The 17,034-nt window shown below is 56.4% G+C and carries 19 protein-coding genes; 17 read left to right on the forward strand and 2 right to left on the reverse strand.

From position 1 onward, the window contains the following. The first annotated feature begins 9 nt into the window (after window positions 1–9). From qrcB to ACI0FG_RS06060, 14 genes are all read left to right on the forward strand, one after another. Entirely contained in the window at window positions 10–1,959 is a 1,950-nt protein-coding gene (gene qrcB / locus ACI0FG_RS05995) for a menaquinone reductase molybdopterin-binding-like subunit QrcB (RefSeq protein ID WP_419787642.1), read from the forward strand. 8 nt (window positions 1,960–1,967) lie between these two features. After that, complete coding sequence (qrcC, locus tag ACI0FG_RS06000; protein ID WP_419787643.1) at window positions 1,968–2,780, forward strand: menaquinone reductase iron-sulfur cluster-binding subunit QrcC; 813 nt, start codon at window positions 1,968–1,970, stop codon at window positions 2,778–2,780. A gap of 13 nt (window positions 2,781–2,793) precedes the next feature. Then, window positions 2,794–4,035, forward strand: a complete 1,242-nt coding sequence (gene qrcD / locus ACI0FG_RS06005) for a menaquinone reductase integral membrane subunit QrcD (RefSeq protein WP_419787644.1) — start codon at window positions 2,794–2,796, stop codon at window positions 4,033–4,035. Between the two features lie 173 nt (window positions 4,036–4,208). Beyond that, window positions 4,209–5,378, forward strand: a complete 1,170-nt coding sequence (locus tag ACI0FG_RS06010) for a metallophosphoesterase (protein ID WP_419787645.1) — start codon at window positions 4,209–4,211, stop codon at window positions 5,376–5,378. A gap of 343 nt (window positions 5,379–5,721) precedes the next feature. Further along, the gene (locus tag ACI0FG_RS06015; RefSeq protein WP_419787646.1) at window positions 5,722–6,450 is read left to right on the forward strand and encodes an amino acid ABC transporter ATP-binding protein; all 729 of its coding nucleotides are present in this window, start codon (window positions 5,722–5,724) and stop codon (window positions 6,448–6,450) included. 35 nt (window positions 6,451–6,485) lie between these two features. Beyond that, complete coding sequence (locus tag ACI0FG_RS06020; protein WP_419787647.1) at window positions 6,486–7,292, forward strand: ABC transporter substrate-binding protein; 807 nt, start codon at window positions 6,486–6,488, stop codon at window positions 7,290–7,292. 85 nt (window positions 7,293–7,377) lie between these two features. Further along, the gene (locus ACI0FG_RS06025; protein ID WP_419787648.1) at window positions 7,378–8,145 is read left to right on the forward strand and encodes an amino acid ABC transporter permease; all 768 of its coding nucleotides are present in this window, start codon (window positions 7,378–7,380) and stop codon (window positions 8,143–8,145) included. Between the two features lie 10 nt (window positions 8,146–8,155). Continuing rightward, entirely contained in the window at window positions 8,156–8,872 is a 717-nt protein-coding gene (locus tag ACI0FG_RS06030) for an amino acid ABC transporter permease (RefSeq protein ID WP_419787649.1), read from the forward strand. Beyond that, a complete protein-coding gene (gene deoC / locus ACI0FG_RS06035; protein WP_419787650.1) occupies window positions 8,873–9,523 on the forward strand; it encodes a deoxyribose-phosphate aldolase in 651 nt (216 codons plus the stop codon). 155 nt (window positions 9,524–9,678) lie between these two features. Beyond that, complete coding sequence (locus tag ACI0FG_RS06040) at window positions 9,679–10,317, forward strand: precorrin-8X methylmutase (RefSeq protein WP_419787651.1); 639 nt, start codon at window positions 9,679–9,681, stop codon at window positions 10,315–10,317. Between the two features lie 233 nt (window positions 10,318–10,550). Continuing rightward, window positions 10,551–10,826, forward strand: coding sequence for a 4Fe-4S dicluster domain-containing protein (locus tag ACI0FG_RS06045; RefSeq protein ID WP_419787652.1), 276 nt, complete (start codon window positions 10,551–10,553; stop codon window positions 10,824–10,826). A gap of 3 nt (window positions 10,827–10,829) precedes the next feature. Beyond that, window positions 10,830–11,975 carry a 2-oxoacid:acceptor oxidoreductase subunit alpha gene (locus ACI0FG_RS06050; protein WP_419787653.1) on the forward strand — a complete coding sequence of 382 codons (1,146 nt, stop codon included), beginning with the start codon at window positions 10,830–10,832 and terminating at the stop codon, window positions 11,973–11,975. A gap of 4 nt (window positions 11,976–11,979) precedes the next feature. Beyond that, window positions 11,980–12,834 (forward strand): 2-oxoacid:ferredoxin oxidoreductase subunit beta, encoded by an 855-nt coding sequence (locus ACI0FG_RS06055; protein WP_419787654.1) that lies wholly within the window; start codon window positions 11,980–11,982, stop codon window positions 12,832–12,834. Continuing rightward, window positions 12,831–13,433, forward strand: a complete 603-nt coding sequence (locus ACI0FG_RS06060) for a 2-oxoacid:acceptor oxidoreductase family protein (RefSeq protein ID WP_419787655.1) — start codon at window positions 12,831–12,833, stop codon at window positions 13,431–13,433. The genes ACI0FG_RS06055 and ACI0FG_RS06060 overlap by 4 nt, the downstream gene beginning before the upstream one ends. A gap of 35 nt (window positions 13,434–13,468) precedes the next feature. Here the strand turns inward: ACI0FG_RS06060 and ACI0FG_RS06065 are convergent, their stop codons facing one another. Together ACI0FG_RS06065 and ACI0FG_RS06070 are read right to left on the reverse strand one after the other, a co-directional pair. Further along, the gene (locus ACI0FG_RS06065) at window positions 13,469–14,128 is read right to left on the reverse strand and encodes a FlgO family outer membrane protein (protein ID WP_419787656.1); all 660 of its coding nucleotides are present in this window, start codon (window positions 14,126–14,128) and stop codon (window positions 13,469–13,471) included. 55 nt (window positions 14,129–14,183) lie between these two features. Continuing rightward, window positions 14,184–15,035 carry a purine-nucleoside phosphorylase gene (locus tag ACI0FG_RS06070; RefSeq protein ID WP_419787657.1) on the reverse strand — a complete coding sequence of 284 codons (852 nt, stop codon included), beginning with the start codon at window positions 15,033–15,035 and terminating at the stop codon, window positions 14,184–14,186. Between the two features lie 81 nt (window positions 15,036–15,116). Between ACI0FG_RS06070 and ACI0FG_RS06075 the strand changes: the two genes are divergently transcribed. The 3 genes from ACI0FG_RS06075 to ACI0FG_RS06085 are packed head-to-tail and all read left to right on the forward strand — an operon-like array spanning window position 15,117 to window position 17,033. Continuing rightward, entirely contained in the window at window positions 15,117–15,869 is a 753-nt protein-coding gene (locus ACI0FG_RS06075) for a motility protein A (protein ID WP_419787658.1), read from the forward strand. Further along, the gene (locus ACI0FG_RS06080; RefSeq protein WP_419787659.1) at window positions 15,869–16,612 is read left to right on the forward strand and encodes an OmpA/MotB family protein; all 744 of its coding nucleotides are present in this window, start codon (window positions 15,869–15,871) and stop codon (window positions 16,610–16,612) included. Before ACI0FG_RS06075 ends, ACI0FG_RS06080 begins: the two co-directional genes overlap by 1 nt. Window positions 16,613–16,652: 40 nt before the next feature. Continuing rightward, window positions 16,653–17,033, forward strand: a complete 381-nt coding sequence (locus ACI0FG_RS06085) for a PilZ domain-containing protein (protein ID WP_419787660.1) — start codon at window positions 16,653–16,655, stop codon at window positions 17,031–17,033. Window position 17,034 lies beyond the last annotated feature (1 nt).

Raw genomic sequence — 17,034 nt, forward strand, 5'->3', positions numbered from 1 at the left:
GAACTGATAATGAGCGTAGCACGCAGAGCTTTCATTCAAATGGCTGTGGGCGCCACTGTCGGTATCCTTTTTACCCCGGCAGTCTGGAAGTCCCTTGATGATGTGTCCATCTGGACGCAGAACTGGCCCTGGATCCCCCGCCTGAAATACGGCGCGACCTCGGCCGTGCCCACTGTATCCAAAATGTGTGAATCCGGTTGTGCCGTTAAGGTACGGACTGTTGCCGGTGAAGCCTTTGGGACCATGGGCAATGAAGAAAACCCGATTTCCGGTGGCGGCATCTGCCCCCTGTGCGCCAATGGCGTCCAGGTGAAGAACAGTCCCAACCGGATCAAGTCTCCCATGTTGAAGGGCGAGCCCATCACCTGGGAAAAAGCCAAGGAAATCGTCTCCGAGAAGCTGGAGGCTGCCGGATCCAAGGTTGCAGTGATTTCCGGTGATCAGACCGGCACTGTAAACGAGGTCCTTTCGGCCTTGATTGCTTCCAAGGGGAGCGATTCCTTCTACTCCATGCCGTGCGACATGCAGGCTGCCAGCAAGGCCTGGAACGGCCTGATGGGCGGTTCCGGTCAGATCGGTTATGATCTGAAAGGGGCCGACGCGGTTCTGTTGGCCGGTGCCGATGCCCTGGAGTCCTGGGGACCGACCGTTGCCAACCTCAAAGCCTTTGCGGAAAACGAGGGCGGCAAGTTCATCTTTGCCGGTCCCCTCCAGACCAAGACGGCTTCCGTGACCAGCAAGTGGGTTCCTGTCCCGGCCGAAGGCATGGCCGCCTTCACCCTGGGCCTTTGCTATTATGTCCTGCAGGCAGGCAAATCCGTGTCCGCTCCCGACTTTGCCCAGTTCAAGGCGATGGTCATGAACGGATACACTCCGGCCAAGGTCGAGGCCGCTACCGGTGTCAAGGCTGATACCATGGCGGCGGTTGCCAAGCAGTTGCTGGCAGCGAGCAATCCGGTTGTAGTGCCCGGCGGTTCCGTCGGCACCCACGCTGTTGTGTTTGCCCTGAACCTGCTTCTGGGCGGCGGGATGAAAGTCCTGCCCGACTTCGCCAAGGCCATAGACTCCGCCATGACCCGCGCGGAGATGATGAAGAACGATATCCTGCAGGGCGTCAATGCCGACCTGCTGTTTGTTTACGAAGCCAATCCCGCCTATGCCCTGTCCGATCAGGTCAAGGCAGGATTCACCGTGGCCTTCGACAATGTGAACACCGAGACCACCGCCGCTGCCGATCTGGTGCTGCCCACGCCGCACAGCTACGAGCGGGTGGATGATCTGGCCAGCCCCTATGGGTTGCCGCAGGCCACCTATGTGATGGGCAAGCCGGTGTGCAAAACCAACCTCGACGTCATGAACGCGGGCGACTTCCTGCTTGGTCTGGCCGATCTCGGCTATGAGTCCTTCCAGGATGTGATCGATGCCAAAGTCTCCGCCATTGGCGCGGATGGTGATGCCCTGGCCGAAGGCAATGCCTATGTCCTGGACGACGATGCGTCCGCCAGCGGCGTTTCCCTGGCTGCCAATGTGCTGGGCAAGGCTGCAGCTCCGGTCAAGGGTACCGGTGCCGTTGCTCTGGCTCCCTACACGTTGTTCAACGTTGGCACCGCCAACCGGGCGACCACGCCGAACGCTCCCTGCACCATCAGCAACAACCAGCTTGTCGGCACCAAGATGGTCGTGATGGTAAACGGAAACACTGCCAGGAAGCTCGGAGTGACTGTCGGATCGACAGTCAAGCTTTCGGGCGGTAGCGGCGAATGCCAGGCCCTGGTACAGCTCTTTGAAGGCGTCATGGACGGCGTCATGGCCGCTCCTCTGGGGTTGGGCCACACCGCCGGAGATGAATTCTCGAAGGGCATCGGTGATAACGTTTACAAGATTCTCACGGTGAGCTCGGAGGCCGCTACAGGCACTTCCACATGGGCAGGTTCCACCGTGAACGTTGCCAAAATCTAGGGGGAACCATGCACGTTAAAGAATTCAAGATCAGATGGGGCATGGTCATTGATATTGACAAATGCACCGGCTGTGGCGCCTGTATGGTGGGCTGCCAGGTCGAGAACAATATCGCTCCCATGACCAAAAAGGACCCCTATAACTATGTCCAGGCCCTGACCAAGGATCGTGACGATCCGTCGAACAAGCTCAGGACTCTGACCTGGATGAACGTTTACGAGCTGTCCAACGGCAAGTCGTTCCCGGAGCATGAGACTGCGTATCTGCCCCGTCCCTGCATGCAGTGCGGCAACCCCGCCTGCGTGCCCGTGTGCCCGGTTGTGGCCACGGACAAGAACGAAGAGGGCGGCATTGTCTCGCAGATCTACCCCCGGTGCATCGGTTGCCGGTACTGCATGGCGGCGTGTCCTTACCATGCACGGTACTTTAACTGGTGGGATCCGCTTTGGCCCGAAGGCATGGACAAGGGCTTGTCTCCGTCCGTGTCTGTCCGTCCCCGCGGTGTTGTCGAGAAGTGTAACTTCTGTCATTCCCGCTACCTGGACGCCAAGGACAAGGCCCGCCAGAACGGCGAGGATCCGATGAACCTGCCGGATGGCGCCTATGTTACCGCCTGTACGGAGATATGCCCGACCAAGGCTATCCACTTCGGCGACCTGAACAACCCTGAGCACAAGGTGTACGAGCTCTCCCGGAGCAAGCACGCCTTCCGCCTCCTTGAGAAGCTTGGCCTGCATCCTCAGGTCTACTACATGAGTGAGCGCGAATGGGTTCGTAAGCAGGGCGATAACTACAACGCCGATGGCGGCGCTCATCACTAAGGGAGACTGACGAATGGATAGCAAACTCTTCCCGGAAGGGACGCAGCGTTGCGGATTGGGCAAGTTCCTCATCTGGATGGTCGTCATTCTCGGCTTCTTCACTTGGGGTCTCTATTCCGCCGTGCTCGTTATCTATAACGGCATCGGCACCACCGGCCTGGACAACTACTTCGGGTTTGGTGCCTGGATTACTTTTGACCTTGCGGTTATCGCCTTGGGCGCCGGCGCATTCTTCACCGGTCTGCTCAAGTACATCCTCAAGATCAAACAGCTTGAGAAAATCATTAACCTGACGGTTATCGTCGGTTTCATCTGCTACTCCGGTGCCATGCTGGTGCTGACGCTCGATATCGGCCAGCCGGGCCGCGCATGGTTCGGCTACTGGCATCCGAACGTCCATTCCATGCTGACTGAAGTTATCTTTTGCATCACCTGCTACTGCACCGTCCTGATCATCGAGTTCGTCCCGCTGGTCCTGGAGCAGAAGCAGTTGAACAAGATTCCGTTCATCCACGCTCTGGCGCACAACATGCACGTCAACATGGCGTTGTTTGCCGGTCTGGGCGCGTTCCTGTCCACGTTCCACCAGGGGTCCCTTGGTGGTATGTACGGTGTGCTGATCGGCCGTCCGTTCGCTTTCCGCGAGGGCTTCTTCATCTGGCCCTGGACGTTCTTCCTCTTCGTTCTCTCCGCAGTTGGCTCCGGCCCGGTCTTCACTGTGCTGGTCGCCACCTTTATGGAGAAGCTGACGGGTAAGAAACTGGTCGACTACAAGACCAAGGCCCTGATGGGCAAGATCGCGGGTACCATGCTCTGCGTGTACATGTTCTTCAAGATCCTGGACACCTGGGCCTGGGCTACCGGCTATCTGCCTTCCGTGGGCCTGACCTTCGATCAGATGTTCTATGGTGTTGCCTACGGCAAATGGTTGCTCTGGACCGAGATTGTCATCTGCGGTGTGGTGCCTGCCATCATGCTGGTCACTCCGTCCATCCGCAATCGTCCGGCGCTGCTCTACATCGCCGCGTTGCTGGATTGCATCGGCGTGTCTCTGAACCGCTACATCTTCACGGTTCAGACCATCGCCTTCCCGGCAATGCCGTTTGACAAGTGGCATGTTTACTACCCCAACTGGGTTGAGTACGCCTCCTCGATCATGATCGTGGCTTATGGGTTCCTGGTGTTGAGCCTCAGCTACCGCTACCTGCCTGTGTTCCCGATGGAGACCAAGTTGAACTATCAGTCCGGCGAATAGGACTGGTTGCCTCATTACAAAGCCAAGGGCCCGCTCGAAAGAGTGGGCCCTTTTTTATTTCCTGATCCCGCATTGGGGAACGAAAATTTACGCCAGTACTATTTGTCGATACATGGACTTCTATGCTAATGGTTGTGGGCACTGGTTATAACGCTGACATGGGGGGATAAGCCATGATCGAAGATGGAAAGATAGTTTTTATCAGCGATATTCACATGGGTTCTCATCAGGCCTTGTTTCCGGAGTCCCCGTGGCACGCCTGGGGATGGCTCGGAGAAGAGCGGGCTGCACAGCTCGGTTCCTTTCTCACAGGGCTGGCGGAAGATTCCCGGTTGCGGACCGTTGTCGTACTCGGCGACCTGTTTGATGATTGGGTTGCACCGTCTCACATGCATCCGGTAGAGGGAAACCCTTCTCCGGATGCGTTGCTTCGTAGCATTGCCGAGGCTGAGCAGAATCAACCCATCCGACAGGGATTTAGTGCTTTGGCCGCAAAAGGTGTTGAGTTGCGCTATGTGCGGGGTAACCATGACATGTTTCTTTCCGAGGATATCCTTCACGCATGGGTGCCGGAGTTTATCTGCGAGCAGGATACCGCTGGGCCGGGGACCGGGGCGCATGTGATCGATGGCTTGCTTCGTGCCGAGCACGGTTGTGCCTACTGCCTGGCCAATGCTCCTTATGTGGAGGACGGCGAGTACCGTTATCCCGTGGGTTACTACCTGGCCCGTATAGATGCCTATAATCGCGCTGTTAATGACAAGAGTGCGGACTACCTTAAAATATTTTCCAAATTTTGCGATTCGCCGCCCAATAAGGACACCTGTGTCGGCAAGGCTCTTCTTGCCGAGGCTGCCGATGCCAAGTTGCCAAACGGTTCGCCTTTCATCATGAACAGCGACTATCCCAATAGCTATACGGTACAGTCCGTGGCCGACAGATTTATGGACTGGCTGACACAGTGGGGGCATAGAGACTATCCGGTGAATGCCGCCAGGGCCGCACTTGGCGATGTCACTGGTTTGCGGGAGAGTATGCATGACCTTTGGCTCAAGTCGGAAAAGGTCAGGATCGCCGTTTGTGGTCACACGCATCGTGCCGAATTTTTCGGCTACCCCCATAGGTCGGGAAATCAGGATCCGGATCGTCCCTGCAATGCTATTTACGTCAACACCGGTGCGTGGGTTGACGGTGTGAATTCTACGTATGTCGAGGTGGATATTTCAGCCGCAGCCAATCGGGCCGATGTCCGGTGCATCCGAGTCCGCAAGGGGAGGGGGCCGTCGGTCTTGGGACATGGGTTTGTTCATCTGTCTAGGTCGTCCATTCCTCTGGTCGGATGAAAAGAGGGTCTGATTGCTGCAAATTGGAAAGTGTGGAAACGTTTATTGCGGGATAAATTTGAAAGATGGTTCCTGTGGGACAAGGCCGCTTGCAGGTCTCAAAGGGAGTGAATAGCGTCATATTTGCTTCCGTTAATGACTTGTTGCGCAATTGCAGCCGATTGCCCGGAGTGGAATGAATCGCGTTTCCGTGCCCTTATCTTGACTTTTCCCCCGCTTTAAATAACATTAAAAGAGCAATTACGATGCCTGAACCAGTGGCCGGGAGCTTCCGTTCACGTGGGCGGGCTTCATTTTTTTGCTCAATTTTTATGCTCAATAAATCGTTTGGAGAGTTTGTTATATGGCAATGATTGAGGTGAACAAGCTGCATAAGTGGTATGGTGACTTTCACGTCCTGCAGGGCATCACCGAGTCCGTCAACGCGGGCGAGGTGCTGGTCATTTGTGGCCCGTCCGGATCGGGAAAGAGTACCTTTATCCGATGCATCAACCGCCTGGAAGAATATCAGAAGGGACAGATCCTTTTTGATGGCAAGGATATCCTGGACAAGGACGTTAACATCAACAGTCTTCGGGCGGAAATCGGCATCGTTTTCCAGCAGTTCAACCTGTATCCCCATCTTTCCGTGCTCAAAAACGTCACCCTTGCTCCTCTCAAGGTCAAGAAAATGGCCAGAGACGAAGCCGAGGAGATCGCTCTGCACCTGCTGGAGCGGGTCGGTATCCACGATCAGGCGCATAAGTATCCCGCCGAGCTTTCGGGCGGACAGCAGCAGCGCGTGGCCATTGCCCGATCCCTGGCCATGAAGCCGAAGGTAATGCTTTTTGACGAGCCGACCTCCGCGCTGGACCCCGAGATGATCAACGAGGTTCTGAACGTCATGAAGGACCTGGCGCGCGAGGGCATGACCATGCTCTGCGTGACCCACGAAATGGGCTTTGCCCGCGAAGTGGCGGACCGCGTCCTGTTCATGGATGGCGGCGTGGTTGTCGAACAGGCTCCGCCCGATGAATTTTTCAAAAATCCGCAAAGTGAGCGTGCACGGGATTTCCTCAGGGAAATCCTTTAATTCTGGTTGTAAACGATCCCTAGAGAGGAGGAAACATGAAACGTTTGGTAGTAGTTCTCGCCTTGGTACTGTCCTTCGTGTTCGCGGCGTCTGTCGCCAATGCGGGCAAGATTGAGGATGTGAAAAAGGCCGGTGTGTTGGTTTGTGGTGTTAAAGACTCTGTCAACCTGTTCGGCTTCATTGACCCCAACACCAAGGAACTGGTTGGTTTCGACGTCGATGTCTGCAAGTACATTGCGAACAAGCTGGGTGTGAAGCCCGAGTTCAAGGTCGTCACCTCCAAGAACCGCATCCCGATGCTGGCTCAGGGTTCCGTGGACATTCTGGCCGCCACCATGACCCACAAGTTCTCCCGTGACGAGCAGATCGACTTTTCCATTACCTACTTCATGGATGGCCAGAAGCTCCTCGTGAAGAAGGGCTCCGGCATCCTGTCCACCGATGATCTGGCCAACAAGAAGGTCGGCACCGTCAAGGGTTCCACTTCCGAGAAGAACATCAAGGCCGCCCAGCCTGCCGCTCAGGTCATTTCCTATGACGAGTACCCGCAGGCCTTCATGGCGCTCAAGCAGGGCAAGGTAAAGGCCGTGACCACGGACTCCGGTATTTTGGCCGGTCTCAAGGCTGGCGACGACAATCCCGACCAGTGGGAAATCGTTGGCGAATTCTTCTCCTCCGAGCCTTACGGTCTGGGTGTGCCCCAGAACGATTCCGAATTCCGTGATTTCGTCAACAAGTGCCTGAACGAGATGTGGCTCGACGGCACCTACAAGCAGCTGTTCAAGAAGTGGATGGGTTACGACCTGCCCGCCGGTTGGCAGATCGAACTGTGGCCCATGTAGGCTGTTCTTTTGCTGTATGATCCCCCGGGAGCGCTGTTTGGCGCTCCCGGGTTTGTTTCGTTGATTACAACCCACGGATAGAGTTTTGCAGTATAAATTTCAATGGGCCGAGATGTTCTCGGGAGAACCTGCGCGGTGGATGTGGGACGGTTTCGTCACCACCATGCAGATATCCACCATCGCCCTGATCTGCGCCATGGTGCTCGGCATCATCATCTGCGTGATGCGTATGACGCCGTTCAAGCCCTTGCAGTGGTTCAGTCTCGCCTTCACAGAATTTTTTCGTAATACCCCGCTGCTGGTGCAGATATTCTTTTGGTACAATGCATCCTACTATGTCATTCCGGATGCCATCAACAACTGGCTCAACGACCTGTACTACTGGTTCCCCGGTCCATTTACCCTGTTCGGGCACAAGTTCGTCGGGGAGTGGATGCTCTTCAACGTCGAGCTGATCACCGGCATCATAGCTCTGACCGTGTACACTTCGGCCTTTATCGCCGAGGAACTGCGCGCCGGTATTTTTTCCATTCCGAAGAATCAGCTTGAGGCTTCGCGCGCCGTTGGTTTGTCCTTTCTGCAGGGCTACCGCTATGTGATTTTGCCGCAGGCCCTGCGCATCGTTATCCCGCCGCTTATTTCCCAGGCATTGAACCTGATCAAGAACTCGTCCCTCTGCATGGTTATCGGTGTGGGCGAAATCATGTATCAGGCGACCCAGATCGAGTCTTATCACGCCATTCCCTTCGAGGCCTTCTCCGTGGCGTTGGGGATTTACCTGATCATCTCCTTGTGCGTCTCCTTCTGCATCACCATGTACAATAAACACTTCATGGTTCAGGTAAGGTACTAGGGGGCGAGCGATGCATTGGAATATAGTAGCTGACAACTTTACCTATTTTTTATGGGGCAACACCTCCATCGACGGGGTGTTTCCGTTCATTCACCGGCCCGAAGGCTTCTTCGCGGCCATAATCCTGGCCTTTATCGGCATTTTCGGCGCGTTCTGGCTTGGCCTCCTGGCCGGCCTCATGCGTCTTTCCCGCCGCAAATATATCAAGTGGCCCGCAGTTATCTATGTCGAGATGATGCGCGGAATGCCGCTTCTGTTGCTTATCTTCTGGTTCTACTATCTGGCTCCGGTCATTACCGGTCAGAGTCTGCCTGCCTTTGCCACGACCATCGTCTGCTTCATCGTTTTTACTGGGGCATATGTGGCGGAGATCGTCCGCGCAGGTGTCATCGCGCTGCCCAAGGGACAGATGGAAGCCTCTCGCGGGTCCGGTCTTTCCCATGCCCAGGCCATGCGTTACATCATTTTGCCGCAGGCCCTGCGCAACATGATCCCCTCCTTCGTCAACCAGTTCGTATCGTTGACCAAGGATACTTCGTTGGCCTCCATTCTGGGCGTCATCGAGCTGACCCGTACCGGCGTACAGGTGGACAACCGTGAGACGGTGGCCTCCTTTGAGATCTGGATCACCATCGCCGGTCTCTATTTCCTGATCTGTTATGTGCTAACATCCTACAGCCGTCGCCTTGAGGCGCAGCTTTCGCGATATCAGGCCAGGGACCGGTAAATGGCAGACAGTCGACTCGCCGCCTGCATTGACCATACGCTGCTCAAGCCGGACGCCACGCGTCGGGAGCTTGAGGAGTTGTGTTCCCAGGCCGGAGATTACGGTTTTTACGGTGTGTGCGTGAACCCCTCGGCCATTGCTCGGGTCGCCTGCATTCTTGAGGGAACAGGAGTTGTTCCGGTTTGCGTGGTGGGCTTTCCCCTTGGCGCAAGCTTGCCAGAGACCAAGGCCGCGGAGGCTGCCGCCGTGACCGCGCTGGGTGCGCGTGAACTGGATATGGTGCTCAATATCGGTGCATTCAAGGATGGAGATGACGACCTTGTCCACGCGGATGTGGCGGGGGTGGTTCGCGCGGCTGGTGGTAATCCGGTTAAGGTCATTCTGGAAACCGCACTTCTGTCCGGCGAGGAGATCGTCCGGGCCTGCCGTATATGCGTCGCCGCCGGAGCCAGCTTCGTCAAGACCAGTACCGGTTTCGGGCCGGGGGGCGCTACGGAAGATGTCGTGCGCCTCATGCGCCGGGCCGTCGGTCCGGACATCGGCGTCAAGGCGAGTGGGGGGATTCACACCCGCGAGCAGGCCCTGGCCATGATAGAGGCGGGAGCCAATCGTATCGGCGCTTCAGCGTCCATTGCCATTGTCCGCGGCTAGCTTCTCGCAAATCCGATACGTTTTCAGCCCCTCCCTTAAGAGAGCCCCAACATCTGCGGCGAGAGGACGTCTCTCTGGCAGCAGGCTGGCGATTTAGCCCTTTCTGTTCATTTCCCGGCATTATCGCTATACTTCCCTCACCACAGGAGGAATACATGACAGATGTTCGTCTGCAACAGTTTGCAGCGCCTCAGGATATAGAGACGGAATCCCTGCGTATCATTGATTCGGAAGTGCCTGAGCCTCGGCCCTATGCGGGGTATGAGTGGCAGATTGTCCGGCGCATGATCCATACCACGGCGGATTTCGATTTGCTGAATTTGGTCCGGTTTCACTCGAAGGCTGTGGAATCCGGGCTGGCTGCACTCCGAAATGGGGCGAAGATCGTCTCGGATACGGAGATGGCCCGGTGTGGAATGCCGCTGCGCCGATTGACCCCGCTCGGCTGTTCCGTGCACTGCCTGATGAACGACCCCGCCGTGATGGAGCGGGCGAGAACGGAAAAAATCACTCGGGCAAAGGCGGCAGTGGATGTGTCGGTAAGCGAACTGAAACCGGATATATTCGTCATCGGCAATGCGCCTACAGCCCTGATCCGGCTTGTGGAACACTTTGATTCAGGGACGATATCCCCTTCACTTGTTGTCGGAATGCCTGTCGGATTTGTCAATGCGGCGGAGTCCAAGGCACTGTTGATGAGCCGGGATATTCCTTACATTACCATCGAAGGGCGCAAGGGGGGAAGCGCTTTGGCTGCTTGCGTGGTCAATGCATTGGCAATTATTGCGGCCTGATTTTCATTTTTTCCATTTCAAAAACGCGCGATTTCCGTACCGGAGGTTGCGCGTTTTTTGTTTTTTCATTCTCATTTTGCGATGCGAACTAGGGAAAATCCCAAAATCCTTGGACACGGCGAGATAAGCTGTTAGTGGAAAAGACAAGTGTTTTTGGTCAAGACGGCCACAAACGGCGTGAAGGTCGGGCCTTCATGGCGGTGGTCACCAATCCGTCAGAGCTGGAAGGGGTTATGGCTCATAAGAACAAAGGGAAAAGCACGGTTACCGTCTATCCCGATTGGTGCAAGGGGTGCGGCATCTGCGTGGAATTCTGCCCAAACAAGGTTTTTGAGATCAGTGAGTTGGGCAAAGCCACTGTCGTCAGGGAACAGGAATGTATTCATTGCGGATTTTGCGAGTTGCACTGTCCTGATTTCGCCATTGTGGTTCGCGACAAGGTTCAACCCGCAGAAAAAACGGGCGGGCAGGCGCCGAGCAAGTCCGGCAACAAGGCGGAGGGAGCGTAGTTCATGCCCAGACGAAAGAAACGCAAGGAAATTTTCGCGCTTGGCAACGAGGCCGTTGTTGAAGGTGCATTGCTCGCCGGGTGTTCTTTTTATGGCGGCTATCCCATCACTCCCTCATCCGAGATCATGGAGATAATGGCCACGCGCCTGCCCGTGACAGAGAACGGCGTGTTCATGCAGATGGAAGATGAAATTGCCAGCATGGGTGCCATTGTCGGCGCTTCACTGGCTGGTCGCAAGGTCATGACCGCCACTTCCGGTCCCGGTTTTTCCCTGATGCAGGAGAATTTGGGCTACGCCGTCATGGCGGAAGCTCCGTTGGTACTGGTCAATGTCATGCGCGGCGGACCGTCCACCGGGCTGCCGACCAGTCCTGCCCAGTCGGATGTGCAGCAGGCCCGGTGGGGCACCCACGGGGATCATCCCATCATTGTCCTTTCCGCTTCGGACGTGCAGGAATGTCTCGATATGACGGTCACCGCCTTCAACATGGCGGAAAAATATCGCACGCCGGTCATTCTGCTGCTCGACGAGGTGACGGCGCACACGCGTGAGAAGATCGAGATTCCCAACGAGGGCGAGTACGAGGTTTTTTCCCGTGCCGTGCCCTCCATGCCGCCCGAGTGGTACAAGCCCTATGAGGAGACGGTGCGTGGCGTGCCGCCCATGCCGCCCCTTGGTGGCGGCTATCGATTCCACGTCACCGGGCTGACCCATGACCGAAACGGTTTCCCGACACAGCGGCCAGAGGAGGTCGTGGAGTTGCAGGACCGCATCCATCGCAAGATCGATCAGTTCTTCTACGACATCCAGTTGGTGGAGGAGATGGAGACCAATGATGCGGATATCGTGGTCATCGCCTACGGCAGCGTGGCCCGTTCCGCCGAATTGGCCGTGCAGCAGGCGCGGGAGAACGGTGTTCGTGCCGGGCTGCTTAAGCTCAAGACCCTTTTCCCATATCCGCGCAGGCATACCGAAAAGGCCCTGGCACACGCCCGTACCCTGGTGGTGCCGGAGATGAATATGGGGCAGATGTCTCGCGAAGTGAAGCGCGTGAATATGGGCCGGGCGTCCGTCAGGACCATCAATCGGGTGGATGGCCAGATCGTCACCCCCTCGGAAATTCTCAAGGTCATCATGCAGGGGTAGTGCAATGAACGGATTCGCAGGCAACGAAATCATCCATCAGTATTTGCGGCACAACAAGAAATTTCCGCATGTGCTCTGTCCCGGCTGCGGCCATGGCATTGTGCTCGGCACCTTGATCCGCTCCATCCACGCCCTGTCCATCCCCAAGGACGACATCGTGATTGTGGCGGGGATCGGCTGTTCCGGCCGCCTGGCCGTGTATGTGGACTTCAACACCGTGCATACCACCCATGGCCGGGCACTGACGTTTGCCACCGGCATCAAGATGGCCAACCCGAAGCTCAAGGTCATTGCGCTCATGGGGGACGGCGATGCCCTGTCCATCGGCGGCAATCACCTGATTCATGCGGCCCGGCGCAACATCGGCGTCACAGCGTTGGTGTTGAACAACTCCATCTATGGCATGACAGGGGGGCAGAGTTCCCCGGCAACGCCGCAGGGTTCGACGACAATGACCAGTCCCTACGGCCAGTTGGATACGTCCTTTGATACCGTTGAACTGGCGCGGGGAGCCGGGGCGAACTATGTGGCGCGCGGCACGGTATTCCACGTCAACAAGCTGGAAAAGATCATGACCGAAGCTTTGGATCGTCCCGGTTTCAACTTGGTCGAGGCCGTCACGCCGTGCCATACCCAGTATGGCCGGAAGAACAAGTTCAAGACGCCCGTGGATATGTATCAGTGGCTCAAGAAATCCGCTGTCGACGTGGAGCGGTATGAGGAACTGGACGAGGACAAGCGGGAAGGGCGGTTGCCCATCGGCGTGTTCATCCGCCGGGATCAGGCCGGGTATGAGGAACGCTATTGGGCCATGAAGGAAGTCCTGCGGGGCAAGGGTGCCAAAGGGGGCAGAAAATGAAGCCGCAGGAACTGGAACGATTCGAAATTCGCTTCTCCGGGCTTGGAGGTCAGGGGATCATCACCCTCGGCAAGATGATGGGCCAGGGGCTGGCGCTGGGCCATGGCTACAATGTCACCCAGACGCAGAGTTACGGACCGGAAGCGCGGGGTGGGTCGAGCAAGTGTGATCTGGTCATCAGCACCGGGCGCATCAGCTACCCCAAGGCCGAGAGTCTGGACCTGCTGGTGGCCTTGTCCCAGGAGGCGTGCAACGCCTATTATCCGTATCTCAAACCGGGCGGAGCTTTGGTCCTTGAGACGGACCTTGTGGGACAGCCACCGACCAATCGTTTTCTCGGGCTGCCATTTACCGCACTTGCCAGGGAGAAGGTCGGTGTGCCCCAGGCCATGAACACCGTGGTCCTTGGCGCGCTCTCCTATCTGTTGCCGTTCGTGCAGCAGAACATCATGCGCAAGACGCTTGAAATCGTGCTGCCTGCCAAGATTCGTGCTGTGAATGTCAAGGCGTTCAATCTGGGGCATCGGTTGGCCAAGAAGGACTGGGGCGATGAAATCAGCGAGGTCTGGCGCGTGGAAGAGGATTTGGGAGAAGATTAGAAAAACAAAGGGGCACCTCCGGGTGCCCCTTTCATTTAGTCGAATTTGCTCTTTACCGTCGGTTCCAAGCCGCTATCCTGTTTCAGTTGGGGCAACAGCTCCCGGACATTGTCGGTAATGGGGACGGCCCAGTTGTGGGCCGAAACCACGGCATGGTCGTCCAGGCGCATGATCCTTGCGGTCATGTAAATGTACCTGTCTCCGATGACATAGGAGCCGCTCAGTACGGCGGACCTTGGCGGCAGGTTTTCAATGGAGCCTTGAGGCGGGTTGTCATACTTCTGTGGGTCCACGTCGCGTGGGATAATGAAGGCGTCCGGTCCTGGTTCGCCCTGCGTTATGAGTGCGCCGCGCTGGACCATCCGGTCGGCCACTTGTTCCATGACTACTTGGCCAAAAGGTGCTGCATTCGCAGGATTTGTTTTGTCGGTGAATGCCCGGACATATATCGGCGATTTTTTGGAGAGCTCCGACGAACTGATGTTTTTGAATAATACATCGGCAGCGGCGTGGTTGATTTCGATGATGGGGACCGATGCTTCTTCCGTATAGGTGCGCGTGGTGGGAGTTGTGTCAAAGACGTAGTTGAACGTGTCCCCCGCAGTTTTTTTGGTGTCCTGCCACATTCTGTTGCCGCATCCGGCAAGCACGGCCAGGCAGGAGAGGAGGGCGAGTATTCGGATCGTCTTGGTCATGTGGTTTTGTCCCTGTTGGGGTCCTGTGTTCCGGGCATGCTCTCCGCAGAGAAGGCTATCTGCGATTCTTATCGGCTAGTTGTCCGATTTCCTTTAGAATGGACCTGAGCAGTGAGGTCATTATCTTGGCGGAAGCGTTGGCGCGGGCAATGACATCGGAAAGCGATGCTTCGGCCATGCAGTCCGGCAGATTCTTGTTGGTCAGGCAGGAAATGCCGAGCAGACGGATGCCCATGTGGTGGGCCGCAATGGCCTCCACGCAGGTGGACATGCCGATGGCGTCGGCCCCCATTGTCCGATACATGCGGGTTTCGGCCGGGGTCTCCATATTGGGGCCCATGACCTGCATGTAGACACCCCGCTCCAGCCTGATGCCGAGGGCGAGGGCCTGACGCACGGCAAGGTCGCGCAGGGCGGGATCGTAGATCGCGCGCATGTCCGGGAAACGGTCGCCCCACTCGTCCTCATTGGGGCCGCGCAGGGGTGTTTCCCCGGTGAGGTTGATGTGGTCCTCGATGAGCATTGGCGTCCCTACTTCGAAGGATGGATTGAGAGCCCCGGCCGCATTGGTAAGGATCAATGTCTTTACTCCCAGCTCTCTTAGAACTCGGATTCCGTAAGTCGCTTCCTTTGCACTGAAGCCTTCATAAAGATGGAATCGTCCGTTCAGCGCCAGAACCGGCGTGCCCTCCACGTTGCCAAGTCTCAGCAGCCCGGCATGACTCTGCACCGTTGATTCGGGGAAACCGGGAATATTGCCGTAGGGCAGATCTCGTTTTTCCTCCATTGTATTGGTCAGTCCGCCCAAGCCTGTACCCGTTATAATTCCCACGGTACCGTCTTGAATTTTGCCTAGCTTTTCCTGTATATATGCGGCAGAATGTTGTATCTGATCCATGTATTGCATGGTGATCTCCGTATGGTCTGCGCCTGACGTGGGTCACCTAATCGGAACGAATTGCATTGAACCGAAGGACAGGCGTTTGTTATGGATATTGTTACGCTACTAGGTCTTGCCGTTGGTCTGTCGCTGATTCTGGGCGCCATCATCATCGGGGGCGCTGTTGATGTCTTCATCAATGTTCCCGGTATGATGATCGTTTTTGGCGGGACACTGGCCTCCATCCTGGTGGCTTTCCCCTTCGAAGAGGTCATACAGGCCTTTACGGCTGCGTTCAAGATGTTCGTCCAGCGCAAGACCAAAGTCCGCGACGTAGTCAACATCATGGTCAAGGTTGCGGAGATCAGCCGCCGGGAGGGGTTGGTCGCTCTGGAGAACGTCCAGACCGAAAACATGGTCCTTAAGAAATCCTGCCAGCTCATAGCGGACAACGCGGACCCGGAAATCATCCGCACGACCTTGCATATCGAGATCAATTCCCTGCGGCGCCGACATCAGGTGGGGCAGGATGTGTTCAAGCGATTGGCAGCCCTGGCTCCCTCTTTTGGTATGATGGGTACCCTGATCGGCCTGGTCCAAATGCTCTCGCAGCTGGACGATCCCAAATCCATCGGCCCGGCCATGGCCGTAGCCATTCTGACCACCTTTTACGGCAGCGCCATGTCCACGCTGCTGTTTATCCCCATAGCCGCCAAGCTGAAGGCGCGCACCCTGCAGGAGCAGTTGCACCTGGAGGTCATATTCGAGGGTGCCAAGTCCATACTGGAGAACAACAACCCCCGGCTGGTGTACGAGAAGCTTTCTTCTTTCCTTGCCCCCAGCGAGCGTGAGGCAAACTGATGAGCGACGACGATCTTGACCTTCTGAGCCCGTATCAGGACGAAGATGATTCGGAAAATGAGTGGATGACCACCTTTGCCGATCTCTCCATGCTTCTGTTGGTGTTCTTTATTTTGCTGTATTCCATGTCCACGTTGGATACGAGCAAGTTTTCCGAGACCTTTTCCTCGGTGACCCAGGCCTTGCAGGGAAAGATGGACAAGATTTCGACGAACCGCATTTCCCGCGAAGAGGCCGGGGTCCTGCTCGATCAGGCCTTGATGCGTCGTCAGATAATCGAATCGCAGCGCAAGGTGTTTGCAGAGGTCAAGACTCTGCAAACCAAGAAGGGCATCGAGGGACTCGTTTCAGCGAATTTCGAGGATGGTGTGATCACCCTGAGGGTTCCCGGCGACGTCATGTTCGAGTCTGGCAGGATTACCCTGACACCAAAGGGAGTTGCCCTGCTGACCACGTTCAAGAATTTCTTTATTCAGCATAAGGATCAAAATATAAAAGTCATCGGCTATACTGATAACGTACCGCTGAGTCCCGGTTCCCGGTTCAAGGACAATTGGGAGATATCCGCTCTCCGGGCCGTTACAGTGTTGCGGGAACTGCTCAAAATGAAGATCGAGCCCACGCGGTTGACGGCTACGGGACTCGCTTATCTCAATCCTCTTTACCCGAATACTACCGACGAGTACCGCGCCAAGAACAGAAGGGTGGAGTTCGTGCTGGAAAAGCGGATCATGGGCAAATAGCCCGATCTGTTTCCGGGTAACCTTAAAGATGAGGAAAGGTATGGGATTTAACATTGCAATGCCGTCCGGGGATGGCCAGCTGCGCAAGGCTTTCCGCACCAGAGTGCCCGGACTGACCGTCCGGTTCCCCGCGATGAAGAAGAGTTTCGAGGTCAAGGACCTGAGTGCTACCGGGTTCGCCATCCTGGACCAGGGAAAGGCGTTCAAGGAAGGCCAGGCCTTGGATGTTGACCTGCTCATCAACAAGAAACTGTTTGTCGCCGAGTGTAAGGCGCAGATCATGCGCGTGTTGGACAACGGTATTGTCGGCATCAATTTTCTCGATCTGGGACGCCAGCAGCAGGCCAAGCTCGACAAGCTCGTCCTCGAAGTGCAGAAGCGGCTCATTGAGCTGCGCAAGAAACAGCGCGAGCAGGAATAAC

Source organism: Pseudodesulfovibrio sp. 7M6 (assembly GCF_050058625.1).
GTDB lineage: Bacteria > Desulfobacterota > Desulfovibrionia > Desulfovibrionales > Desulfovibrionaceae > Pseudodesulfovibrio > Pseudodesulfovibrio salinus.